Source organism: Afifella pfennigii DSM 17143 (assembly GCF_000688515.1).
GTDB lineage: Bacteria > Pseudomonadota > Alphaproteobacteria > Rhizobiales > Afifellaceae > Afifella > Afifella pfennigii.
This window is the reverse complement of sequence record NZ_JHZK01000001.1, coordinates 1-24,072: the sequence shown is the minus strand read 5'-3', so window position 1 is coordinate 24,072 and position 24,072 is coordinate 1. Positions and strand designations below refer to the sequence as shown.

Genomic DNA, 24,072 nt, shown 5'->3' with positions numbered 1-24,072 from the left:
TCTTCGTGGGGTGGACAGAAGTCGCGATCGTGGAACGGCCCCCAACGGACCGGATCAATCCTCGCCCAGGATGCGGTCTTCTTTCGCCCGCCGGGCGCGGCGAAGATGGCGTAGAGCGCTGTCGATGGTGCGGCCGAAGCGCACCTCCGGCGGGCGCACGCCATGCGTGAAGAGGGTGCGGCGGACGGTGGGAGAAGTCCCGGTGATAAAACATTCCACACCCGCCGCCTTTGCCTTGCGGGCGGCGCCGGCGATGGTGTTGGCGGCGGTGGAATCGAGCAGCGGCACGGCGGAGAAATCCAGGATGAAGGCCTTGCGGTGGTCGGCGATGCGGTCGAGCACGGCGCCGACGGTGGAGGCAGCGCCGAAGAAGAAGGCACCTGAGATGCGGTAGATGACGACGTCCGGATCGCTGGCGAGGCTTGGGTCGTAGGGCGTACGTGCGATGCTGGTGTCGGCGATGTCGGGCGCCACCAGGGGCGTCTGGTATTCCACCGTCAGCGCCTGCGACATGCGGTGGATGAAGATGAGCGCGCCGAGGGCGAAGCCGATGACGATACCTTCCGTCAAATCCCGGAAGACGGTGATGAGGAAGGTCGCCATCAGCACCAGCGCCTCGCCGCGCGAAGCTTTGATGAGGGCGACGAAAGCGTGCTTTTCCACCATGTTCCAGGCGACGAGGACGAGTACACCCGCCAACGCCGCCAGCGGGATGTAGCTTGCCAGGGGCGCGGCAAGGAGCATGAAGACGAGCAGGAAGACAGCGTGCGCCATGCCGGCGACGGGCCCGCGTGCCCCAGCGCGCACATTGGTGGCGGTGCGGGCAATGGTGCCGGTCGCCGGCACGCCGCCGAAGAGAGCGGCGGCGATATTGGCTGTGCCTTGGGCGGCGAGCTCGCAATTGGAGCGGTGGCGCCTTCCGGTCATGCCGTCGGCGACGACAGCCGAAAGCAAGGATTCGATGGCGCCCAGAAGCGCAAACGCGGCGGCGTCGGGCAGGACGGCCTGTATCTTTGCGAGGCTGATCTCCGGCAGCTGCGGCAGCGGCAGGGCGCGCGGGATGCCGCCGAACTTGGAGCCGATCGTCTCCACCGGCAGGTCGAAGAGAAAGGCGGCGAGCGCGGTGAGCGCCACGGCAAAGAGCATGCCCGGCCAGCCAGGACGCCAGCGCTTCATCAAGACGATGACGATGATGGTCATGACGGCGAGAAGGAGCGCCAGCGGGCTTGCGGTCTCAGCGGCATCGAAGAGCGCCGGCAGTTTCTCCATGAGAGGGCCCGGCTCGGGGCCGGCGAGCGTGAGACCGAAGAAGTCCTTCAGCTGGCTCGCCAGGATGATGACGCCGATGCCGGCCGTGAAGCCGACGGTGACCGGATAGGGAATGAATTTGATGTAAGTGCCGAGCCGCAGGAAGCCCAGCGCGATCAGAAAGATGCCCGAAATCAGTGTGGCCAGAAGCAGTCCGTCGATGCCGTGGCGGGTTACGGTGGCCGCGACCAGGACAATGAAAGCGCCCGCCGGCCCGCCGATTTGAAAGCGGCTGCCGCCCAGCGCGGAGATGAGAAAGCCAGCCACGATGGCCGTATAAAGGCCGCGCTCCGGCGGAACGCCGCAGGCAATGGCAATGGCCATCGACAGGGGCAGGGCGACGATCGCCACCGTGAGGCCGGCAAGAAGGTCCGATTTCAGCGCTTGAAGGCCGTAACCTTCGCGCAGCACGGTCACGAGCTTCGGGGTGAACAGCTCCACGAAGCTGGGCGAAGGCGGCGTCAGCGGTGCCGGCTTGTTGGGGGTCGTGTCCATGGTAGGGTGCGAAAGGGGCCATGCTTAGCGGCGTGGCCGGCCGCCGCAAGGGGAATCTCGGCAAGGCTGTTCTGCGTCTTGGCGAGAATGAAGGCCGGAATTGCCTCGCTTGAACCCGCGCTCGCCCCATTTGTGCCGTGCCAGGCCGGCATTGACCGGCCCGCCCGCCGGCAATACAGCGGTGGGAGGAAACGCGGAGGATTCATGCTGAAGCTGGCAGCCGCCAACGAGGATCGGGTCAGCCTCTCCGTCCGCAAGACGATCGACATTGCGCTGACAGCCTTGAAAGAGGTGGAGGCGGAGATCGCCGAGGGTGCGCTCGGCGCGGAGATCGAGCGGGCCGTGCGCCTCATTCTCGGCCTGAAGGGCCGGGTTATGGTCTCCGGCATCGGCAAGAGCGGGCATATCGGGCGCAAGATCGCGGCGACGCTCGCCTCTACCGGCACGCCGGCGTATTTCGTCCATCCGACCGAGGCGAGCCATGGCGATCTCGGCATGATCACGCGCGAGGACGCGCTGTTCGCCATCTCCTGGTCGGGCGAGACGACGGAGCTTGCCAGCCTTTTAGCCTACGCGGAGCGCTTCGCGGTGCCGCTGATCGCGTTGACCGCGCGGCGCAACTCCACGCTCGGCGAGGCGGCGACGGAGGCGATGGTGCTGCCCAAGGTCACCGAGGCCTGTCCACACGGGCTCGCGCCGACCACCTCCACGCTCATCCAGCTTGCCGTCGGCGACGCCATCGCCATGGCGCTTCTGGAGGCGCGCGCCTTCGGGGCGCAGGACTTCAAGGTCTTTCATCCGGGCGGTCAGCTCGGAGCGCAGCTGCGCCAGGTGCATGAGATCATGCACCGCGAGCCGCAACTGCCACTCTGCGCCGTTGGCGCGGGCATGTCGGAGGCCATCCTGACAATCACCGAGAAGGGATTCGGCACCGTCGGTGTCCTCGACGCAGAAGGGCGGCTCATCGGCATCATCACCGATGGGGATATCCGCCGGCACATGGAAGACCGGCTCCTGGAAAAGCGCGTCGAGGACGTGATGACGCCGACGCCGAAGACCATCGCCCCGGATGCGCTGCTGGCCAAGGCGCTGCAGGTGATGGAGGACAAGAAGATCAACGTCCTCTTCGCCGTGGAGGATGGCCGGCCGGTCGGCATCGTGCACATGCTCGACCTTTTGCGTGCCGGAGTGGCCTAAGGCGCCTTCAACGGCTGCACAACACGGCCGCCGTTCGCTCTTAGCTCGAAGCTATGCGGCCCGCTCTTCGCGGGCGGCGCGCGCGGCAAGCGCCGCGAGCCGCTCCACTTCCGCCGGATGGGCGGCCACAGCCAGCCGCTCATGCTCGTCGAGCCAGGCCAGCGCCTCGGCCAAGTCATGCGCGTCGCCGATCTTCTTGCCGGCGCTGAGAAGATAGCGATCGGCGTCGCCGCGCTCGTTGGGCGGCGGTGGCGTCAGCCAGGCCTCATACGCCTGACGCAGCTCCGCCGAACTGGCAAGCGCAGCCAGAGCATCCTGTTCAAATCCTGGCTGGGCTTCGAGAATTTCGTCCCGGCGGCCGGCGATGCCGGGGCGCACAAGCTCCTCGGGGATGAGTAGCAGGCGCATGCGTGCAAGTCGCAGGCCGATCTTCTCGCTGGCGCTCCAGCGCGACAGGACGGGCGCGAGGACAAGGCCAAGCACGATTGGAGACAGCCATGCCAGAATCGCCGGCGAGACGAGGGCGGCGACGGCGGCAAGGACAAGGCCGAAGGCGGCGTGGCCGCGATGCGTCTTCCACAGCGCGCCCCAGGCCTCGTGAGCGCCTCTGCGGCCCTGCGGTGACCATCCCGAATCGCGCTGGCGCAGGACGTCCCAGACATGGCGCGTCTGCAGAAGCATCATGATCGGCGCATAGAGCGTGGATAGAAGGATCTCCAACACGGTACTTGCCGCAATTGCCGCGGCCCCGCCATGGCCACGCCGCAGGCGCCTGGAGAAGATGGCCCGCAACATCCCGGCGAATTTCGGCACGAAGAGGACGAAGAGCGTAAACAGGAAGAGCGCGAGCATGCGCTCCGCATCGAAGACCGGCCAGTTCGGGAAGAGCTGATAATCCTCGCCGAAATAGACCGGCGTGACGAACCTTGCCTGGACCGCCAGCACGAGCCCGACCAGGATGAGGATCAGCCAGAGCGGCGAGGCGAGATAGCTCATGATGCCGATGAGGAAATGCAGCCGCGAGGCGGTTGCCAGGCCTTTGGCGCCGATGATCTTGGAATGCTGCAGGTTGCCCTGCGCCCAGCGACGGTCGCGGATGGCCGTGGCGATCAGCGACGGCGGGCTTTCCTCCCAGGTATCCTCGATGTCGGTCGCCATCTCCACGCGGTAGCCGGCGCGGCGCAGCAGCGCCGCTTCGACGAAATCATGCGACAGGACCGGGCCACCGAATGGAGGTTTGCCGGGAAGCGGGGGGAGGCCGCAGGACGCGGCGAAGGCGCGTATGCGGATAAGGGCGTTGTGGCCCCAGTAATTGCCGTCGGAGCCCGACCAGGCGGCCATTCCCCCGGCGACGACAGGCCCATAGACGGCGCTGGCGAATTGCTGCAGCCGGGCAAAGAGGGTGTTGCCGTCGAAAAGGCGCGGCACGCTCTGCAGAAGGGCAAGGTCGGCTTCCGCCTCCAGGCGCGCGGCCATGCGCAGGACGGCCTCGGCCTCCATCAAGCTGTCGGCATCGAGCACGAGCATGAAGTCGTAACGCCCACCCCAGCGGGAGACGAAATCCTCGATGTTGCCGGCCTTCTTGGCGTGGTTGATTGGACGGCGGCGATACCAGACCGGCATGATGCCGGCGAGCCCGGCCGCCAGCCGCTCCATGGCGAGCGTTTCGCGCACCAGGCAGTCGCCTTGGTTTGAATCGGAGAGGACGAAAATCTCGAAGGCATGCGCCTGGCCGATCCGCGCCAGGTCCTCGCCCATGGCCTGAAGGCTGGCGGCGACCATATCGGCATCCTCGTTGTAGATCGGCATGACGATGGCGGTTCGGCTGCGCAGCGGCTGATCCGGCACGGGAGGGCTGGGCGTTGCGGGCGGTGAGAGCAACCCGGCAAGCGCGAAGCTGGTGGAGGCTGCGATCCAGGCGAAGGTGATAGCGAAGAAGAAGACCATCACCGCTTCCAGCGGCGTGATACCGCCGGCCGAGACGACCGCGATCATCTCGTAGAGGCCATAGGCGAAGAGGCCGGCAGCGCTCAACATGGCGATGAGGCGGGCGTGACGCGTGGCGTAGCCGTTTTTCAGCGTCGGTGTGCCTTCCGGCGCTCGCGCGAAGTCCTGCTGCGGCACGTCAAGCCGGCTGAGCGGGGGCATCGGCCCGAAGGGCCGCATTACTCTGTCATCCCTGCCCGGGTGAGGCTCGCTCATTGCGGAATCCATCGATAGAGCCAGGTCTCGCTCGCCGGGGTGTCGCCGCGCAGAAGCCGCAGACGGAATTCCGTCGGCTCGTCGGCGGGTGAGAACAGGAAGGTGGCTCTCACGCCGTCGATGGGCGGATTGGGTTGGAGGACCGGGCTTTCCACCTCGCCATGGGTGGAGGAGATTTCCAGCCGAAGGTCGTCGAGCCTCGGCTGGCCGCCACCCTCCGGCACGAAATCGAGCACATAGAGCTTGCGATCCTGGTGCAGGTTGCGGCCCCCGCGGCTCTCGGCGGCATAGAGAAAGCCCTCCGTCAGCTTCGGCCGATCGGTCCAGCGCATGCGATAGGCGAAGGTGTAAGGCGCGCCCGGCGCGATCTCGTAGGAAGGCTTCCAGAAGGCGACGATGTTGTCGTGGATCTCCAGCTCGGTGGGAATTTCCAGAAGCTGGATGGTGCCGTTCGCCCAGCTGCCGATCGGCTCCACCCAAACGGAGGGACGGCGCTCGTAATGCGCCTCCAGGTCCTGATACTCCTCAAAACGGCGCGCCCGCTGGACGAGGCCGAAGCCGCGCGGCGCCGGGTCCATGAAGGAGGAGGATTGCAGCGAAGGAAAGTTGCCGAGCGGGCGCCACAGCCATTCGTTGTTGCCCGACAGCATCTGCAAACCGTCGCTATCATGCACCTGCGGACGATAATCGTCGAAACCGGTGCGATCCAGCGGGCCGAAAAGATACATGGAAGTCAGCGGCGCCAGACCGACATGCATCAGGTTCTTGCGCGGACAAAGAGCGCCCGTCACCTCGATCACCGTATCGCGGCCCGGACGCACCAGGAAACGGTAGGCGCCGGTCGTGGAAGGGCTGTCCAGAAGGGCGAAGATGGTGAGCACCTCCTCACCCGGCTCCGGCTTGACGATGTAGAAGGCGGTGAAACGCGGGAACTCCTCACCGCTCCTCTCGCCCGTCTTCAAGGCCAGCGCGCGCGCGGAGATGCCGTAGAACTGCCCCTGACCGACGGCGCGGAAATAGGTGGCGCCCTGGAAGACGAGAAACTCGTCCCACACATCGGGACTGTTGATCGGGTTGTGGACGCGAAAACCTGAGAAGCCGAGCTCCAATCCGGCGGGCGGCTGGGGCGCGGCGCGGAAATTGAACAGCCCCGGATCGTAGAGGACGGGCCGCGCCACGCCGCCCTCCACGGTGAAGATATCGACGCGCTCCTTGAAGAGGGCGCCGCGGTGGAGGAAATCGAGCTGGAAGGCGAGACCCTCCTCGCCTCGCCACAGCCGCCGCTCGCGGTTGAACTCGATCTCGCGGAAGAGGGAATAGTCCATCTCCGCATAGCTTTGCGGCAGATCCGCGTTCGTCGGGGCCTGATAGGGCCGTTGCGACAGCGCCGCCGCCCGCTGCTTCAGCCAATCGAAGGAAAAGGCCTCCTGCGCGGCGGGAGACGCCTGTCCCTCGCCGGCGGTGCTGGAAAGAACGGCCTCGCCACGCTGCTGGGCGGCGGCCGGGGGGGCGAGGCTCGCCGTAGCGCCCGCCAGCGAAGCGAGAAGAAAGGCCCGCCTATTCATTCATGTCTCGTTGTTCCAGGACTTCGTGCGGTGGACGGATGCCGACCGTGGAAGCGCCTCTACTACAGCCGGGTTGCGGCGGCAGTGTGTTTTTTTGGCAGGCCCGCATTGCAGGCAGTGCCGAACGGATTGCGCCGGGGAGCGGGACGATCCGGCATTGCCCCCCGAGGCCGGCTCGCCTATGTGATCGGCAAATTCCCTTCCCTTCCGACGAATGGAGATCGGCGGCAATGGCGCGCCAGTTCATCTATCACATGTCCGGCCTTTCAAAGGCCTATTCCGGCGGCAAGAAGGTCCTGGATAACATCCATCTCTCCTTCTACCCGGACGCCAAGATCGGCGTTCTCGGCCCGAACGGCTCGGGCAAATCGACGCTTCTGAAGATCATGGCCGGCATCGACAAGGAGTTCACCGGCGAGGCCTGGGCCGCCGACGGGGCGCGCGTCGGCTACCTGCCGCAGGAGCCGCAGCTCGATGCGAGCAAGGACGTCAAAGGCAACGTCATGGACGGCGTGGCCGGCAAGCAGGCGATCCTCGACCGTTACAACGAACTGATGATGAACTATTCCGACGAGACGGCGGAAGAGGCGGCAAAGCTGCAGGATCAGATCGATAGCGGCAATCTCTGGGATCTCGATTCAAAGGTGGAGATGGCCATGGAGGCGCTGCGCTGCCCGCCCGGCGAGGCGGAGGTGGCGAAGCTTTCCGGCGGCGAGAAGCGCCGCGTGGCGCTGTGCAAGCTGCTTTTGGAGGAGCCCGATCTTCTGCTTCTGGACGAGCCGACCAACCATCTCGACGCGGAGACCATCGCCTGGCTGGAAAAGCACCTGGAGCTCTATCCGGGCGCCGTCCTCATCGTCACCCACGACCGCTACTTCCTCGACAACGTGACGGGCTGGATCCTGGAGCTCGACCGCGGCCGCGGCATCCCCTACCAGGGCAATTACACCGCCTATCTGGCCTCCAAGGCCAAGCGGATGAGCCAGGAGGCGCGCGAGGACGAGGCGCGCCAGAAGGTGATCGCGCGCGAACGCGAATGGATGGGCCGCTCGCCGCAGGCCCGCCAGGCCAAGTCCAAGGCGCGCATCAAGGCCTATGACGAGCTTCTGAAAGCGAATCAGGAAAGGCTGGCAAGCCGCGACGCGCAAATCGTTATTCCGCCGGGGCCGAGGCTCGGCGACGTGGCCATCGAGGCGCAGAACCTTTCCAAGGGCTATGGCGACAGGCTGCTCATCGACGGGCTTTCCTTCAAGCTGCCGCCGGGCGGCATCGTCGGCGTCATCGGCCCGAACGGCGCCGGCAAGACGACGCTGTTTCGCATGCTGACGGGACAGGAGAAGCCCGATGGGGGCGAGATCCATCTCGGCGACACGGCCGTGCTCGGCTATGTCGACCAAAGCCGCGACGACATGGACGCCAACGCTTCCGTCTGGCAGGAGATTTCCGGAGGGGCGGAGGTGATTTCGCTCGGCAAGCGGGAGATGAACTCGCGCGCCTATGTCGGCGCCTTCAACTTCAAGGGCGGCGACCAGCAAAAGCCGGTCGGCAAGCTCTCCGGCGGCGAGCGCAACCGGGTGCATCTCGCCAAGATGCTGAAATCGGGCGCCAATATCCTGCTCCTCGACGAGCCGACCAACGACCTCGATACCGAGACGCTGGCGGCGCTGGAAGAGGCGCTGGAGGATTTCGCCGGCTGCGCGGTCATCATCAGCCATGACCGCATGTTCCTGGACCGGCTCGCCACGCATATCCTCTCCTTCGAGGGCGACAGCCATGTGGAATGGTTCGAGGGCAACTTCGAGGCCTATGAGGAGGACAAGAAGCGCCGCCTCGGCGTCGACGCGGTGGAGAATCCCAGAAGGCTGAAATACAAGCCGCTGACGCGGTAGGCTCTGCCGCGGCCGCAAGCCAGCGGCCGCGGTCGCCGCGTGGGTCTAAAGCCACAGCCGCTTGCGCAGGCTGAGGAAGACGATGGCCAGGATAAGGGCGAGGTTGAGAGCGTCCAGAACCTCTTGACGCGCTTGAAGGGCGGCGAGCTCGGCGGGCGGCGGCGTGCCGCTCGCGGCCGCCTTGGCGGCGATTTCCGCCATCTCGCCGTCGATGGGCGCTGCGACGATGACGGCGCTGACGGCGAGGATCAGCACCAGGGCGAGCTTGGCGATCATCCAGCCCTGCTGGACATAGGCCATGCGCATCAAGAGAAGCCCGACGCCGGAGAGCAGCAACAGGACGACGCCGCCATAGACGAGCGGCTTCGTCAGCGCCGCCTTGGCGGCGAGCGCCCCGGCATAGGTTTCCATTCCGGCTTGGCGGTCGAGCGCAGCGGCGATGGCGAAATCGGCGAAGATGGAGCCGAGGAGGGCGGCGAGCGCAAAAAGGTGCACGAGAAGCAGGAAGATGCGCATGGGTGGCTCCGTAAGGTGCTGCGGCACCGAGAATCTGCTTTCAATGTCGTTACCAGTATTAAAGCGCTCAACTCTATGTCGTTCTCAAACTGAGATCCGTTCAGCATGCTCGAAAGATTGAAAACAAAGGGCTTCGATATTCTTGCGCTCCACCATGCGGAAGCGATCGTCACGCAGGACATGGCCGACGCGGAGAGGGAGATTGAAGAAGCTCTCCTGTCGTTCGATATCCCCGTCACCGAGATTGTGGCTGGTGGTGGCGGTGAAGCCCGTGGCACCCAGCGCCTGCGTCACGCTTTGGCAGAGCGGGGCTGGCTGAAGCGGAATATCAGCGTCAAGAAGTCTGTGCGTTGGGAAGGAATTGGCGATGAGAAGGTTGTGGCGTCGCTGTCTCACGAAATCGACCATGTGAAGGCCTTCGGCCCGTGGACCTTCGCGCTGGAGATTGAGTGGAACAATAAGGACCCATTTTTCGACCGCGACCTCGAAAACTTTAAGCGTCTACACGCAGAGGGTGCGATCTCGGTTGGGGGCCTGATCACCCGTGGCGAGAGTCTGCATACTGGCATGCGACAGCTGGTCCGTCGCTTTGCCGACGATTTCGAAATTGACGATCTCGCGGCACTGGACGTTCATGGTTACACGCCAACTTCCCGGCAACGGGGCAAGATTGAGCGTGCCGCAGCGCGATCGGGGAATTTCCGTCAAGCGTGGGTTGAGGCATTCGTCAGCGACAAATTCGGAGAGGCTACAACCCACTGGCGAAAACTTCAGGACCGAGTCACAAGAGGTGTAGGAAATCCGTGCCCTCTGGTGCTGATCGGGATTCCCGCTTCCGTAGTCAGCTTCGACTATTCAGCCGCTTCGGCGACCGATATCGACGAATTATAGCCATAGGTTTTCCATGTCGGCCGATAGCTTTCGTCGGCCTGGTCTCCCCAATAGGTCCATCCTGGCCTTGTTCCTCGTGCGAACAACTCCAGATAAGGCCCCCGCGAGCAGCTCTCTATTATGGCATATTGCTCGTCAGGCTTGCGCGAATGCTCGCGCTTCCGGGACGCCATGTAGTTCACCTGGCTGCGTCCAGGCGCCAGCGTGCGGGCGTTCTTCCCGCGCGTCCCGAAGAGCAAGATCTCAGTGACATTGCGAAAATAGAAGCCGACGCCCCGGCCGTCCGATCCACCGTCCTTGCGCACTTTGTGCCAGACGATGTTGGATTTGTAGTCAAAGCCCCATGCCTGCAGGACGCGGATGCCTTCGGGCAGCAGCGCGTTTGGCACCCACAGGTAAAGATGGGCCGGCATGGCGGTCAACTCGGCGACGGGAAGGGCGCATATCTCGTCCGTCGACATCGTGCCATAGCGCGACAGACGCCGATGTTCCGGCGCGACCTTGCCGGTTCGGTTGGTGAAACGCCAAGGCGGGTCCGCCAGCACCGTGTGAAAGTGCTTCTTTGCCTTCGGGCCAAGATCGGCGATTAGGGGATTGTGCTCAATCTGCATCGACCGCCCTCCGAAGGCGAAACTATCACGCGAACAAAATATGAACAATGAGCTTGTGGCAGGTTTGCACGATTCGGCAGGCTGCGTCTTCCGCCGCCCCCTAAAATCCCGGCAAGACCAGAACTTTCGGGCTATCCGGCAGGGTGGCGACGGAGACTTCCGTCTCAGCCGATGGGTTCATCTCCACCTGGAAATCCTCGCCGAGGCGGTCAAGGAAGCGCTGCAGGGTCGACATGCCGAAATAGTGCATCGGCAGGATGAGCCGTGCCTTCAACACCTTCAGCGTCTCCACCACGGCGTCCTGGCTCATCGTGTAGGAGCCGTCGACGGCGACCATGACGACATCGAGCTGGCCGATGACGGCAAGGTCCTCAGGCGCCAGAACATGGTGGAGATGGCCGAGATGGCCGATGCACAGATTGGCGGTCTCGAAGATGAAGATGGAATTGCCATCCGCCTCGCGAATGCCGCCCAGCGAGCGGATATCGGTCGGCACGTTGCGGATGAGGACGTCGCCGACATTGAGATAGTGGCGCGCCGGCCCGCCTTGCGGATTCCAGCCGCGCAGGACGTTCGGGATGGCCGGGTCCGGGCTGGTGGTGAAATGCGAGGTGTGGGCGTGGTTCATGGTGACGACATCGGGCGTCACGCCGCCGGCCCAGCCGTCGTAGTCGGTGGCGATGGTCACGCCTTGCGGGCTGGTGATGAGAAAGGTGGCGTGGCCGACGAAGCGGATCGCGACGCTGCCGACCTCCGGCGGGGCGAGGGAGAAGGGCTCGCCCTGGGCGGGCATGAGGGGCGGAGAGAGGCGGCGGTATTCGGCCCGAAGCGTCGGCGGGGCGCTTTGCGCAATGGCAAGGCAGCGGCTCGGCTGCGGCGCCGCATCGCCTTGTGCAAGCCAGGGTGCGGCGGCGGCCGGCGCGAGAAACAGGGCGCCGGCGAGACAGGCCGCGAGGAAGCGCGCGGCGACAGAAAGGCTGGCAACGCAGACAGGATGCATGGCGTCCTCCGGCTCTTCACAAAAAGAGTAGCGCATCGCCGCAGCGCTGCAATCGGCGAGGGGCAGCCATTCGCCGGGTAGGATCGGCGGCAAAGAACCCTACCTCTTGACCCCCCGCCCCTTGCGGGCGCCGGGCTCGCCGCGGATGCGGCCAGTCCATTCGGAATTTTCATTCGTTAGGGAAGAAAGATGCACGCCAACCTGCCGAAGCTCTTCCAGCCGATCGACCTCGGGCCGGTGCGGCTTTCCAACCGCATCGTCATGACGCCGCTGACGCGAAGCCGCGCCGACGCAGACGACGCGCCGCACGATCTGCATGTGGAATATTACCGCCAGCGCGCCTCCGCCGGTATCATCGTCGCGGAGGCCTCGCAGGTGAGCCCGCAGGGCAAGGGCTATATCGCCACGCCCGGCATCCATTCCGAACTCCAGGTGGAGCGCTGGCGGAAGGTGACGGACGCCGTGCACGCGGCCGGCGGCAGGATGTTCCTGCAGCTCTGGCATGTGGGGCGCATCTCGCATCCCGATTTGCAGCCGGACGGGGAACTGCCGGTGGCGCCCTCGGCGGTGAGGCCGCAGGCGCAGGCCTTCACGGCGGACGGCTTCAAGGACATCCCGACGCCGCGCCCGCTTGAGGCAGGCGAGCTGGCGGGCATCGTGGAGGATTACCGCCGCGCCGCCGAGAACGCCAAGCGCGCCGGCTTCGACGGCGTGGAGATCCATTCGGCGAACGGCTATCTCCTCGACCAGTTCCTGCGCGACAAGACCAACCGGCGCGAGGACGCTTATGGCGGCTCGATCGAGAACCGCATGCGCTTTCCGCTGCAGGTGGTCGACGCGGTGGTCGATGTTTTCGGGGCGGCGCGCGTCGGCATCCGCATCTCGCCCGTCAGCCCGGCCAACGATATCGCCGATTCAGACCCCGAGCCGCTGTTTGGCGCCTATGTGCGCGCGCTCTCAGAGCGCGGCCTTGTCTATCTGCATGTCATCGAAGGGGCGACGCGCGGGCCGCGGAGCGTGGAGGGCCAGTTCGACCCGGCGACGCTGAAGGCGGATTTCGCCGGCCTCTATATGGGCAATAACGGCTACGACCGGGCGCTCGCCGTCGCCGCGGTGGAGGAGGGCAGGGCCGATCTCGTCGCCTTCGGGCGGCCCTTCATCTCCAATCCCGATCTGGTGGAACGGTTGAAGCTTCAGGCGCCGCTTGCCGCCTTCGACGAGACGACCTTCTATGGCGGGGGAGAAAAGGGCTACACCGATTATCCGAGGCTGGCAGAGGGACAGCGGGCCGCGCGGGCGTGATCGCCCGGCCCCGAGGCGAAGACAAACCGCCCGCGGACTTGAAAGCGCCGCCCGCGCCGCCAGAATCGCCTGGCGCGGGTGGCGGCGAATCAGCGGGAGGAACGATGCGCTTTTCCATAATCCTGGCCGGGGCGGCAATCGGCCTTTCCCTGGCCGCGCCGGCGAGCGCCCAGCAATGCGGCGGCGATTTTTCCGCCTGGCTTGCCGGCGTGCGCCAGGAAGCGGCGGCGGCGGGCATCTCCGAGCGCGCCCTTTCGGCGCTGTCAGGCGTTGCCTACGACAAGCGCGTCATCTCGCGCGACAGGGCGCAGGGCGTCTTCACCCAGAGCTTTGCCGAATTCGCCGGGCGGATGGTCAACGATCACCGGCTGCAGAACGGCAAGGCGCTGCTGGGCAAATACGCCACGACCTTCGGCCGGATCGAGCAGCAGTTCGGCGTGCCGGGACCGGTTATTGCCTCCTTCTGGGCGCTGGAGACCGATTTCGGCGCCAATCAAGGCGATTTCGACACGTTGAGCGCGCTCGCCTCGCTCGCCTATGATTGCCGGCGCCCCGAACTCTTCCGCCCGCAGCTGATCGCGGCGCTGAGGCTTTTGGATCGCGGCGACCTCTCGCGCGGGGAGATGGTCGGCGCCTGGGCCGGGGAGCTGGGGCAAACGCAGATCCTGCCCTCAGACTATCTGGAATCGGGCGTCGATTACGACGGCGACGGACATGTGAACCTGAAAAAGAGCGTGCCGGACGTTCTGGCGACGGCCGGCAACCTGTTGCGCAAGCTCGGCTGGCGCGCCGGCGAGCCGTGGCTGCAGGAGGTCATCGTGCCGGCCGACCTGCCCTGGGCGGAAGCCGGGCTCTATACCGAGCTGCCGGTGCGCCAATGGGCCGAATGGGGGGTGAAGGCACGCGCCGGGCAATTGCCTTCGGGAAGCCTTGCCGCCTCGCTGATCTTGCCGATGGGACGCAACGGCCCGGCCTTCCTCGCCTACCCGAACTTCCATGTCTATCTGGAGTGGAACAAGTCGCTGGTCTACGCCACCACGGCCGCCTATCTGGCCACCCGCCTCGCCGGCGCGCCGCGCGTCAATATGGGAAGCGGCACCAACGGCCTGTCGGCGGCGCAGATGAAACAGCTGCAGGAAGCGCTTGCCCGGCGCGGCTACAAGGTCGGCAAGGTGGACGGCATCCTCGGCGCCATGACGCGCGATGCGGTGCGTTCGGAGCAATTGCGCCTCGGCATGCCCGCCGATGCCTGGCCGACGCCGGAGCTGTTGCAGAAGATCCGCTAGGGCGCTGGCGGCGGCGGCAAGGGCAAAGACGCGGCGGCCAGGCGCGGCCCGCCGGCCTTGGAGGCGAAGAGGATCTGGGGCTGCTGCACCAGATAAAAGACCGCGGTGGGGGTCGGATCGGTGATGTGCAGGGAAAACCGCGCCTGCCCGGCCGGATCGACATAGCCTTCAGAGAAGCGCAGCCGGTCATAGGGCTCGAAGCGGCGGTCGTGGCGGGCGAAGACGTCGGAGCCGATTTCGACGGGCAGGAGCCGACCCTGATCGAAGGACAGCCCGTCGCCATAGATGGAGGGCACGTCGCGCCGTTCCTGCAATTCCATGTCGAAGCCCGCCCAGACGCGCCCGGAGCGGTTTTCCACCACCTTGCGGATATGAACGGCGTTCCAGCGGCCGATCTGGGAGCCCGGCGGCATGCCGGGGCGGCGAATGGTGAGGGTGACCGGGCCGATGCCGAAAAGCGCCTCGCGGATGACGAAGGGATCGGCGCGCGAGCCGGCGCCGGCGACGGCGATCAGGCGGAAGCCGCCGAGCTCGTCGGAGAAGGAATAGCCGGCGGCTCGCAGCTCCTTGGCATCCGCCGGCAGGGCGAGAAGGAGGCCGGCGAGGGAGAAAACAGCAGCCCGCATGCCTCCAGCCTGACAGAGGCGCCTTCAAGCGGCAAGCGAAGGGGATTCATGCTGAGATGAACGCATTTCGGCGCCTTGGACGAACGATCGCAGCCCGGCGTGCGCGAAAATGTTGCTCGACCCGCCTGAGATGCTATCGGTAAATCGTTGAATTGCGATCTCTTCGGCGGGAACCATGCCGGGGAGGGTCGGCACGCCGCCCCGCCGCCCGGCTAAGGGAGGATGTGCGCCCCCCGGAGCCCGCCAGGAACGCGGTATGTCCGCTTCTCCCAACCCATGAAAGGGGGCCCATATGCGCATGCTGAAACGTGCCGCTCTGGCCGCGCTGTTCGCCGGGATCGCCGGCGCGGCGGGCGCACAGGACATGAAGACCTTGGCCATCACCTATATCGTCGAGCATCCGGCGCTCGACGCGGTGCGCGAGGGCGCCATCGAGGGCCTTGCCGAGGCCGGCTTCAAGGAGGGCGAGAACCTCAAGATCGTCGCCCGCAGCGCCCAGGGCAACATGGCGACGCAGGCGCAGATCGCCTCCGAATTCGCCGGCCTCAATCCCGATGTCGTCCTGGCCATCTCCACGCCCTCCGCGCAGGCGGTCAAGCACGCCATGGAAGAGACGCCGATCGTCTTCGCCGCCGTCACCGATCCGGTCGGGGCTGGCCTCGTCGACAATCGCGAGGCGCCGGGCGGCATGGTGACGGGCACCAGCGACCAGCAGCCCTATGAGCCGACGCTCGACATGATCAAGGCGCTCGTGCCGGAGACAACGCGCCTTGGCATCATCTTCAATCCGGGCGAGGCCAATGCGGTGAAGCAGATCGAGGATCTGAGAAAGGCCGTGGAGCCCTACGGATGGGAGCTGGTGGAGGCGCCGGCGGCGCAGTCGACGCTGGTGGCGGACGCCGCGCGCAGCCTGGTCGGCCGCGCCGACGCCGTGCTCCTGCCGATCGACAACACCGTCGTCTCGGTGCTGGAGGGCGTCGTCACGGTCGGCGAGCGCGCCGGACTGCCGGTCTTCGCCTCCGACGTGAATTCGGTCGATCGCGGCGCCATCGCGGCGCTCGGCTTCAACTACCGCGACATGGGCGTCCTGTCCGGCGAGATGATCGCAGAAGTGCTGAACGGCACCAAGCCGGGCGATATCCCGGTCGCCGTGTCGCAGAGCCAGGATCTTCATCTCAACGCCGCCTCGGCGGAAAAGATGGGGGTCACCATTCCTGAGGACATGCTCGCCAAGGCGAAGAAGGTCATTCGCTGACGATGAGCCTCTTCGCCTTCATAGGCGCGCTCGAAACGGGGCTGCTGTTCTCCCTCGTCGCGCTCGGGGTGTTCCTGTCGTTCCGCGTGCTCGACTTCCCCGACCTGACGGTGGACGGCAGCTTTCCTCTCGGAGCGGCGGTCGCGGCGGCCGCTCTGGCGGCCGGTGTCGACCCGTTCCTCGCCACCGGCCTCGCCATCCTCGCCGGATGGCTCGCCGGGCTCGTGACCGCGACGCTCAACGTGCGCTTCGGCATCATGAACCTGCTCGCCGGCATTTTGACGATGGTGGCGCTTTTCTCCATCAATCTCAGGATCATGGGCGGGCCGAACGTGCCGCTCTACAATGTCGATACGGTCTTCGACGTCGCCGAATCCTGGATCGATCTCGGGATGTGGACGAACGTCGTCCTCATCGGCATCTTCGCCATCGGCGCCAAGCTCATCTCCGACTGGTTCCTGAAGACGGAAATCGGCCTGGCGTTGCGCGCCAGCGGCGAGAACCCGGCCATGGCCGAGGCGCAGGGCATCGCCGTCGGGCGCATGGCGCTGATCGGCATGGCGCTCAGCAACGGCTTCGTGGCGCTGGCGGGCGCTCTGTTCGCCCAGCTTCAGGGCGTTGCCGACGTTTCCATGGGTATCGGCACCATCGTCACCGGTCTTGCCGCCCTCATCATCGGCGAGGCGATCTTGGGCCGGCGCATGGTGTTCATCGCCACGCTCGGCTGCATCATCGGGGCGCTGGTCTATCGCCTGTTCATCGCCATGTCGCTGAGCGCCGGCTTCATCGGCATCGAGCCGCAGGACCTCAATCTCGTCACCGCCATCGTCGTCGCCATCGCGGTAATCCTGTCGAAGGGACGCGCCCAGCGCAGCCGGCGCAAGGCCGCCGCCGCGCCGGCGCGCACGGTCGCCGCCAGCAAGAGGGCCGGATGATGCTGTCGCTGAAGGATGTCAGCGTGACCTTCAACGCCGGCACGCCGACCGAGGTGCGCGCGCTCAGCGATATCGATCTTGAGATCGACGAGGGCGAGTTCGTCACCGTCATCGGCTCCAACGGGGCCGGCAAGTCGACGCTCCTGTCGGCGGTGGTCGGCACGGTGCGGCCCGATGGGGGCCGGGTGTATCTCGGCGGGGAGGACGTGACGGGCTGGAAGCCGGCGAGGCGAGCCATGCATGTCGGCCGCGTCTTCCAGGAGCCGCGCCTCGGCACCTGCTCCTCGCTCTCCATCGAGGAAAATCTCGCGCTCGCGGCCTCGCGCGGCAGAAACCGCGGCCTGAAGAACGCGCTCGGCTCGCGCAAGAACCGGCAATGGCTGGCCGAGCAGGTGGCGAAGCTGGAGATCGGCCTGGAAGACCGCATGACCCAGCCGGTCGGCACGCTTTCGGGCGGGCAGCGCCAGGCGATCAGCCTGTTGATGGCGACGCTCCTGCCGATGAAGATCCTCGTCCTCGACGAGCACACGGCGGCGCTCGATCCGGGGGCCGCGGCCAAGGTGCTGGCGCTCTCCACCGAGATCGCGGAGACGCGCAAGCTGACGACGCTGATGGTGACGCATTCCATGCGCGACGCGCTTGCCGTCGGCCACCGCACCATCATGATGGATTCCGGCCGCATCGTGCTCGACTTCACCGAAGAGGAGAGGGCGAAGCTGACGGTGCAGGACCTTTCCAACCTCTTCGGCAAGGCCATCGGCAAGCAGATCGACGACGACAAGCTGATTCTGGCGTAATCGGACGAGGCGGCTGGATTTCCCGCGCAGGAGATGCCATGGCCCGAGCAAGCCCCGCGCACCAGTCCGCGGACGCCGCCCGCACGACAATGGCGGCGCTCGAAGCATTCCCATGGCTACACAAGCGGAAGAATAACCTTTGGTCTGGCAGCTTCTGATCGTTCTCTTCCTCATCCTCCTCAACGGCTTCTTCGCCATGTCGGAGCTTGCCATCGTCTCCTCGCGCGCCGTGCGGCTGCGGCAGATGGCGGAAGGGGGCAGCCGCGGCGCCCGCACCGCGCTGCGGCTCCTGGAGGATTCCACCGGATTTCTGTCCAGCGTGCAGATCGGCATCACGCTGGTGGGCATCTTCGCCGGCGCCTATGGCGGCAGCGTCTTCGCCGCGCCGCTCGCCGAAGGGCTGGAGCGCCTCTCCTTCCCGGCGCAGGCGGCGGACGAAATCGCCTTCGTGCTGGTGGTGGTGGCCATCACCTATCTGTCGCTGATAATCGGCGAGCTGGTGCCCAAGCGCATCGCGCTCACCCATGCGGAACGCATCGCCGCCCTCGTCGCCCGGCCGATGCGGCTGCTCTCCCTCTTGGCGGCCCCGGTCGTCTGGTTCCTGCGGCTATCGACGGAAGGGATGCTGCGGCTCCTGGGCGTGCGGGCGAGCGGCGACAGCCACATCACCGAGGAGGAGGTGAAGGCGCTGATCGCGGAGGGCGCGGAGGCGGGCGTCTTCGTGCCGGCCGAGCGCGACATGATCAACGGCGTCCTGCGCCTGGCCGACCGGACGGTGCGCTCCGTGATGGTGCCGCGCACGATGACGGTGACCTTATCGCTCGACCAGGACTTGGACAGGGTCCTCTCCATCATGCGCGAGAGCGGGCATTCGCGCTATCCCGTCAGCGGCCAGGATGTCGACGATCTGGCCGGCTTCGTGCATGTGAAGGACGTGCTTCCCGCCGCTCCGGGCGAAGCGCCGGCGGAGCTTGCCACCGTTCTGCAGCAGCCGCTCTATGTCGCCGAGACGCTATCGGTCCTGCGCCTGTTGGAGCTCTTTCGCTCCTCCGGCACGCATCTCGCCGTGGTCGTCGACGAATACGGCTCGTTCGAGGGCATCGTCACGCCCAACGACATCCTCACCGCCATTGCCGGCGATTTGCCGGAGCATCCGGGCGACGATGAACCGGATGCGGTGCAGCGCGAGGATGGCAGCTGGCTCCTGGACGGGGCCATCCCGGTCGACCGCCTGCAGGACGTGCTGGGGACGAGCGTGGAGCCCAAAGCGACCTTCGCGACGCTGGCGGGGCTCGTCCTCAACGAGTTGCAGCATATACCGAAGCCCGGCGAGAGCCTGCGTTGGCAGGGCTGGGTGCTGGAGGTGGTCGATCTCGACGGGCGGCGCATCGACAAGGTGCTGGCGCGGCGGGCGGAGCCGGCGCCCGAGGCGGCGCCGCAAGAGGGCTAGCGCGCTCTAATCCGCCATCGTCTCCAGCGAGGCAAAGCCCTCCGGCTTCTCGCCGGCATGGAAGGGCTTCTCCACCCTGACGACGGTATCGGGATAGAAGCCGTTGAAGCGCGTCCGCAGCGCCAGCGAATAGGCGCCGATATGGCCGATCTCGATCCAATCGCCGGTATCGATCGTCTCCGGCAGCCAGAAGGGACGCGACAGGATATCGACCGAATCGCAGGTGGCGCCGCACACCTTGAAGGGGGCGATCCTCGCCGGATCGCCGGAGCGGCGACGGCGGGCGGGATCGGGGATGAAGCGGGCGGGAAGGGTGATCTTGCCGGTCCAGGAATCCGACAAGGAGGCCCAGATGCCGTCGTTGATGTAGATGCGCTTGCCCTTCTTCAGGAGCACGCGCACGATGAGGGAGACGGAGCGGGCGACGATGACCCGGCCCGGCTCGGCAATGAGCGGCAGGTCGGAAAAGCCCCATTCGACGAGATCGGCGCGCAGCCGCTCCATGATCTCATCGAAGCTCGGCATATCCGGCTTCTTGCGACGCGGGTCGTGGCCGTAGGAGGCGGGAAAGCCGCCGCCGACATCAAGGGCCGCAAGCTCCACGCCGGCGCGCGAGCGCACCCAATCGGCCGAGGCGAGCGCCCGCTCGTAGACCTCCGGATCCTCGATCTGGCTGCCGACATGGAAGGCGAGCGCCGGCCTGAAGCCGATGCCGCTGATGCGCTGCAGGAGCTCCACGGCGTGGCCGGGCGCGGCGCCGAACTTCTTCGACAGTTCGTAGGCGGCCGAGCCCTTGGTCTGCAGGCGCACGAAGAGGGTGATGTCGGCCGGGTCGATATCGATGCCGCGCACGATCCTAAGGATCTTGGCGACCTCGTCCTCGTGGTCGAGGGCGAGGGTGCGGATGCCGTAGGTCTCCAGCGCCAGGCGGATATCGGACTGCGCCTTGACCGGATGCATGTAGAGAAGCTCGGCATCGGGCGCGGCGGCGCGGGCGGCGGCGAATTCGGCGGGGCTGGCCACATCGAAGGCCTTGACGCCGGCGCGCGCGATCTCCTCCAGGACGAAGGGCTCGCCATTGGTCTTGACGGCATAGGCCGTCTTGCCGGGAAAGGCGCCGACGAAATGGCGGGCATCTTCGGCAAGCACCGCAGGATGGAAGCAGTAGACCGGCACATCCGGTCTCATCTCCAGCGCGGCCTCGCGTGCATTGGCAAAGGTCTTGATGGTCTTGCCCCAGGCCGGAAGGAATCGCGGCCCGCGATGTAGCAGGCCGAGGCCTTGGGGCGAAGACCCTTTATCGAAGGTTATATCGCGCGGTGGCGTACCTTGCCGTTGCCCGAAGCTCTCACCGGCACGGCTTGCGGCTCACCGGCGCGCGGGCGCGGCAGCAGGAAGGCAGGGAAGGGGCTGCGCCGGCCCGGCGGCGTGCCCTCCTCGCCGTCGAGCCCCATCAGCACGGCGCTGGCGACGGCGGCGCTGCCGAAGGTGATGGCGAAGAAGACCGCCAGCAGCAGGAGCGGCAGCCAGGGGCTGGCGGCGTTCATGATGAGGGTGAAAAGGCCGCCGGTGTCGAAGGCGAAGAGGATGGCGAGGAAACTCCAGCCGATGAGCGAGCCGATCAGGGCGTGACGGACGAGGAATCGGACAAGAAAGGGCATGGCGGTTTCAATTCACCTCAGTGACGAGGCTCCCATCATGCCCGAAAGGGGGGCCGACCTCCATAGGATTTCCCCATCTGCGCCATCAAGCTTTTGGCACTGCATCAAACGATAAGCGGCTGACGCGATTCACGAAACCTGTTTGACGTTGCAGGTTTGCAACTTGCTGCGATGCGCCGCAGCGACAAAAATCGTTCCGCCGAGCATCGTTTGGCTGTAAACTTTAGTCGTAATGATGCGGGAGGCTGATCATGAGCCTGACACGATCCTTGAATACGATCGCTTTCCTGTCCGCGTTCGTCTTCATCTGCGCCATTGTGGTGGGCGCTCTGTGAGCGCGGTCAGCTGACAATCCTACAATCTAGTCGGCCGACAATCTATCTGGCTATCTGGCCGACAACCTATCTGGCGAGTAGCCTAGCCTATCTCGCGAGCAGCTTGGCAACCGGGCCCTTTCGGCCCGGTCTGGAAGCCCGGAAGCCCGGAAGCCATGTGTCGCTCGCCAGGTGCCGCCAGCCGTTTCCCGCCAGCCATGTCCCGCCAGCCATGTCCCAATGGCCATGTCCCAATGGCCATGTCCCGCTGGGGGGTGCCGCTCAGGCGGCGCGGCGGGCGGCGCTGCTGCCGCCGTTCAGACCGGCGGCGCGCAAGACCTGCGTCACCAGGCGGTGCTGGTTGAGCGTGTAGATGTGGAAGCCGGGCACGCCGCGGCGGGCCAGATCCTGCATCTGGCGGGCGCAAAGCTCCACGGCCGCCTCAAAATGCGCCTCGCCCGAAAGAGCGGCGAGGGGGCGCAGGCTGTCGGGAATGCGCGCGCCGCATTTGCCGGCGAATTTCTCCACCGAAGCGAAGCGGTTCACCGGCAACAGGCCTGGCACGATGGGGATGTCTATGCCGGCGGCGCGCACCCGGTCCCGGTAACGCTCAAAATCGTCGTTGTCGTAGAAGAACTGGGTGATGGCGCGGTCGGCGCCGGCATCCGCCTTGCGCTTCAAGATATCGAGCTCGGTCTGCCAGTTCGGGCTCTCCGGATGGCGCTCGGGATAGGCGCTGACGGAGATCTCGAAATCGGCGATGCGCTTCAGCCCGCGGATGAGGTCGGCGGTGTCGGCATAGCCTTCGCGGTGGGCGTAATAGGGCGTGCCCGGTCCCTCCGGCGGGTCGCCGCGCAGGGCGACGAAATGGGTGGCGCCGATGCGCTGGAAGGTTTCGATCGCCTCGTCGACCTCCGCGCAGGAGGCCGAAACGCAGGTCAGATGCGCGGCGACCTTCAGCTTGAGCTCGGCAATGAGCAGCTCCACGGCGGCGAAGGAGCGCTCCTTGGAGGAGCCGCCCGCGCCATAGGTGACGGAGACGAAATCGGGCGCGAAGGCGGCCAGCCGCTCCGCCGCCTGACGGAAGGTGGCGGTCTGCTCGTCGTTCTTCGGCGGGAAGAACTCGAAGGAGAGTTCCATGGCTTTGTCCTTGTCGCTCATGCCGTGCCTCCGGCGGCCGTGCCGGGCTCGTGGGCGCAATGGGCTTTCAGGGAGGTGCAAATGGTGACGGTAAGCTCCTCGGTGCCGCCTGCATGCGGCGCTAGATGTTGAAGATGCGGGGCCGCAAGGCCGGCATCGGAAAGCCAGGCCTGAAGCTGGCGGTCGGAAAAGCCGAGACGGCGATGCGCGTGCTCCTCGCGCAAGAACTCGGCATGGTGGGGGGCGAAATCGACGATGAGAAGCGTGCCGCCGGGGGCCAGAACGCGCACCGCCTCCGCGATCGCCGCCGCCGGATCGTCGAGGAAGTGCAGAACCTGGTGCAGCACCACGAGATCGAAGGCGCCGCGCGGCAGCGGCAGGGCCAAAGCGTCGCCGGAACGAAGCTGCGCCCTGGAAAGGCCGGTGCGCTCCAGATGCGCGCGCGCCAGGGAGAGCATCTGCGGCGAGCTGTCGAGGCCGGTAAGGCGCTCGGCGCGGTCGGCCAGAAGCTCCAGCATGCGGCCGGTGCCGGTGCCGATATCGAGGAGGGCGCGAAAGCGCTTCTTGCCAAGGGCGGCGCGGATCGCCTTCTCCACCTCGCCCTCCGGCACATGCAGGGAGCGCAGGCGATGCCATTCGGCCGCATGCTCGGCGAAGTAGCGCTCGGCCGCGGCCTGATTGCGGGCGCGAATGAGGGCGAGCCGGTCGCGGTCGCGGCGCAGCGAAGGCTCCTCGGCGCTCTCGGCCAGAAGCGAAAGGGCGGCGCGCGACAAAGCGGTGGCGGCGCCCTCGCCGGCGAGCCGGTAATAGACATGCGCGCCTTCCGGCGTGCGGCAGATAAGGCCGGCCTCCGTCAGGATCTTCAGGTGGCGGGAAATGCGCGGCTGCGACTGGCCGACGACCTCCACCAGCTCCTTGACCGGCCGCTCGCCCTCCGCCAGCAGGGCGAGAAGGCGAAGACGGGTCTCGTCGGCGAGCGCCTGCGCGGCGCGGGAAAGGGCGGCTAGCTCCATGTCGGCTCGGTTTTCTAGAAAGATATAAAGATAAGTTTATACGGATTGGGATGTGTGCGCAATGGCCGACATTCTCCGAACCAAGAGATGTCGGGGCGGGCGTGTCGGTGGGAAGTCGCTTGCGTCAGAACAAGCACAATCGCAGGCCGGCGTCGAGGGGCCGGCTCGCGGCAAGGGGCTGTCGCATAGGGGTGGGGCCCCGGAGGGTGGGGTGTGCGGGGCGCTCGCGGTACGCACCTCCATACACCGCTGCGGGCGCCCTGGCATGGATGGCCGGGTCAAGCCCACGGCTGTCCGGTTTAATTTTGTGGACTGAGCGCACGGTGTTGATTCTACTCGTGTTCAGACGTTTGGCGCGTCTTCCGGACGCGAGGGAGCAACACCGTGCGGCACCACAATAGCGTTTTCCACGACGTCTTGAAGCATGTTCCCTGGGGCGTGTTCGAACGGCTTGTGGACAAGCACCATGCGGACAAGCATGTGCGTCGGCTGTCGACCAAGAGCCAGTTCGTGGCCTTGCTCTATGGGCAATTGTCGGGGGCTCAGAGCCTGCGCGAGATCGTCGGCGGCCTTGAGAGCCATGCGGCCCGGCTCTACCATGTCGGAGCCAGCCCGGCTT

At 66.1% G+C, this 24,072-nt stretch carries 21 protein-coding genes; 10 read left to right on the top strand and 11 right to left on the bottom strand.

The features are described 5' to 3' along the window. Positions 1–54: 54 nt before the first annotated feature. Complete coding sequence (locus Q331_RS0100115; protein ID WP_026378986.1) at positions 55–1,803, bottom strand: SulP family inorganic anion transporter; 1,749 nt, start codon at positions 1,801–1,803, stop codon at positions 55–57. A gap of 204 nt (positions 1,804–2,007) precedes the next feature. Here Q331_RS0100115 and Q331_RS0100110 point away from each other — a divergent pair, with 204 nt between their 5' ends. Beyond that, a complete protein-coding gene (locus tag Q331_RS0100110) occupies positions 2,008–3,000 on the top strand; it encodes a KpsF/GutQ family sugar-phosphate isomerase (RefSeq protein ID WP_026378985.1) in 993 nt (330 codons plus the stop codon). 51 nt (positions 3,001–3,051) lie between these two features. Here Q331_RS0100110 and mdoH read toward each other — a convergent pair whose 3' ends face one another. Together mdoH and Q331_RS0100100 are read right to left on the bottom strand one after the other, a co-directional pair. Next, positions 3,052–5,202, bottom strand: coding sequence for a glucans biosynthesis glucosyltransferase MdoH (mdoH, locus tag Q331_RS0100105; protein WP_169738452.1), 2,151 nt, complete (start codon positions 5,200–5,202; stop codon positions 3,052–3,054). Then, positions 5,199–6,767 carry a glucan biosynthesis protein gene (locus Q331_RS0100100; protein WP_026378983.1) on the bottom strand — a complete coding sequence of 523 codons (1,569 nt, stop codon included), beginning with the start codon at positions 6,765–6,767 and terminating at the stop codon, positions 5,199–5,201. The genes mdoH and Q331_RS0100100 overlap by 4 nt, the downstream gene beginning before the upstream one ends. Before the next feature lie 230 nt (positions 6,768–6,997). Between Q331_RS0100100 and ettA the strand changes: the two genes are divergently transcribed. Beyond that, positions 6,998–8,656, top strand: coding sequence for an energy-dependent translational throttle protein EttA (gene ettA / locus Q331_RS0100095; protein ID WP_026378982.1), 1,659 nt, complete (start codon positions 6,998–7,000; stop codon positions 8,654–8,656). A gap of 45 nt (positions 8,657–8,701) precedes the next feature. On the opposite strand, the gene Q331_RS0100090 is transcribed toward ettA, so the two are convergent. Continuing rightward, positions 8,702–9,172: a DUF2269 family protein gene (locus Q331_RS0100090; RefSeq protein WP_026378981.1), complete on the bottom strand. Its 471-nt coding sequence runs from the start codon at positions 9,170–9,172 to the stop codon at positions 8,702–8,704. 105 nt (positions 9,173–9,277) lie between these two features. Between Q331_RS0100090 and Q331_RS23320 the strand changes: the two genes are divergently transcribed. Then, on the top strand, positions 9,278–10,063 hold the full coding sequence (locus tag Q331_RS23320; protein WP_084174503.1) for a BglII/BstYI family type II restriction endonuclease: 786 nt from the start codon (positions 9,278–9,280) through the stop codon (positions 10,061–10,063). Here Q331_RS23320 and Q331_RS0100075 read toward each other — a convergent pair. Both Q331_RS0100075 and Q331_RS0100070 read right to left on the bottom strand, forming a co-directional pair. Next, a complete protein-coding gene (locus tag Q331_RS0100075; RefSeq protein ID WP_026378979.1) occupies positions 10,024–10,674 on the bottom strand; it encodes an MT-A70 family methyltransferase in 651 nt (216 codons plus the stop codon). The two genes, Q331_RS23320 and Q331_RS0100075, sit on opposite strands and share 40 nt — an antisense overlap. 100 nt (positions 10,675–10,774) lie before the next feature. Next, a complete protein-coding gene (locus Q331_RS0100070; RefSeq protein ID WP_245615476.1) occupies positions 10,775–11,767 on the bottom strand; it encodes an MBL fold metallo-hydrolase in 993 nt (330 codons plus the stop codon). A gap of 96 nt (positions 11,768–11,863) precedes the next feature. On the opposite strand from Q331_RS0100070, the gene Q331_RS0100065 reads away from it, so the two are divergent. Both Q331_RS0100065 and Q331_RS0100060 read left to right on the top strand, forming a co-directional pair. Then, on the top strand, positions 11,864–12,976 hold the full coding sequence (locus Q331_RS0100065; protein ID WP_026378977.1) for an alkene reductase: 1,113 nt from the start codon (positions 11,864–11,866) through the stop codon (positions 12,974–12,976). 104 nt (positions 12,977–13,080) lie between these two features. Next, positions 13,081–14,262 carry a lytic murein transglycosylase gene (locus Q331_RS0100060; RefSeq protein ID WP_026378976.1) on the top strand — a complete coding sequence of 394 codons (1,182 nt, stop codon included), beginning with the start codon at positions 13,081–13,083 and terminating at the stop codon, positions 14,260–14,262. On the opposite strand, the gene Q331_RS19215 is transcribed toward Q331_RS0100060, so the two are convergent. After that, positions 14,259–14,888 carry a hypothetical protein gene (locus tag Q331_RS19215; protein ID WP_051630206.1) on the bottom strand — a complete coding sequence of 210 codons (630 nt, stop codon included), beginning with the start codon at positions 14,886–14,888 and terminating at the stop codon, positions 14,259–14,261. The two genes, Q331_RS0100060 and Q331_RS19215, sit on opposite strands and share 4 nt — an antisense overlap. Positions 14,889–15,180: 292 nt before the next feature. Between Q331_RS19215 and Q331_RS0100050 the strand changes: the two genes are divergently transcribed. The 4 genes from Q331_RS0100050 to Q331_RS0100035 all read left to right on the top strand — a co-directional run bounded on the left by Q331_RS0100050 (position 15,181) and on the right by Q331_RS0100035 (position 19,325). After that, a complete protein-coding gene (locus Q331_RS0100050; RefSeq protein WP_026378975.1) occupies positions 15,181–16,143 on the top strand; it encodes an ABC transporter substrate-binding protein in 963 nt (320 codons plus the stop codon). Between the two features lie 2 nt (positions 16,144–16,145). After that, complete coding sequence (locus tag Q331_RS0100045) at positions 16,146–17,078, top strand: ABC transporter permease (protein WP_026378974.1); 933 nt, start codon at positions 16,146–16,148, stop codon at positions 17,076–17,078. Next, entirely contained in the window at positions 17,078–17,875 is a 798-nt protein-coding gene (locus tag Q331_RS0100040) for an ABC transporter ATP-binding protein (protein WP_026378973.1), read from the top strand. Before Q331_RS0100045 ends, Q331_RS0100040 begins: the two co-directional genes overlap by 1 nt. 139 nt (positions 17,876–18,014) lie before the next feature. Beyond that, positions 18,015–19,325, top strand: coding sequence for a hemolysin family protein (locus tag Q331_RS0100035; RefSeq protein ID WP_026378972.1), 1,311 nt, complete (start codon positions 18,015–18,017; stop codon positions 19,323–19,325). A 6-nt stretch (positions 19,326–19,331) separates the two neighbouring features. Here Q331_RS0100035 and Q331_RS0100030 read toward each other — a convergent pair whose 3' ends face one another. The 4 genes from Q331_RS0100030 to Q331_RS19205 all read right to left on the bottom strand — a co-directional run bounded on the left by Q331_RS0100030 (position 19,332) and on the right by Q331_RS19205 (position 23,453). After that, positions 19,332–20,552, bottom strand: a complete 1,221-nt coding sequence (locus Q331_RS0100030) for a type III PLP-dependent enzyme domain-containing protein (protein WP_026378971.1) — start codon at positions 20,550–20,552, stop codon at positions 19,332–19,334. Positions 20,553–20,632: 80 nt separating this feature from the next. Continuing rightward, positions 20,633–20,986, bottom strand: coding sequence for a hypothetical protein (locus tag Q331_RS19210; protein WP_034490539.1), 354 nt, complete (start codon positions 20,984–20,986; stop codon positions 20,633–20,635). A 596-nt stretch (positions 20,987–21,582) separates the two neighbouring features. Then, positions 21,583–22,461, bottom strand: coding sequence for a methylenetetrahydrofolate reductase [NAD(P)H] (metF, locus tag Q331_RS0100015; protein WP_026378970.1), 879 nt, complete (start codon positions 22,459–22,461; stop codon positions 21,583–21,585). Then, a complete protein-coding gene (locus tag Q331_RS19205) occupies positions 22,458–23,453 on the bottom strand; it encodes an ArsR/SmtB family transcription factor (RefSeq protein ID WP_084174501.1) in 996 nt (331 codons plus the stop codon). Before Q331_RS19205 ends, metF begins: the two co-directional genes overlap by 4 nt. Positions 23,454–23,837: 384 nt before the next feature. Between Q331_RS19205 and Q331_RS19200 the strand changes: the two genes are divergently transcribed. Continuing rightward, positions 23,838–24,072: DUF4372 domain-containing protein (locus tag Q331_RS19200; RefSeq protein WP_156953214.1), on the top strand; the 235-nt coding region annotated here is incomplete at its 3' end.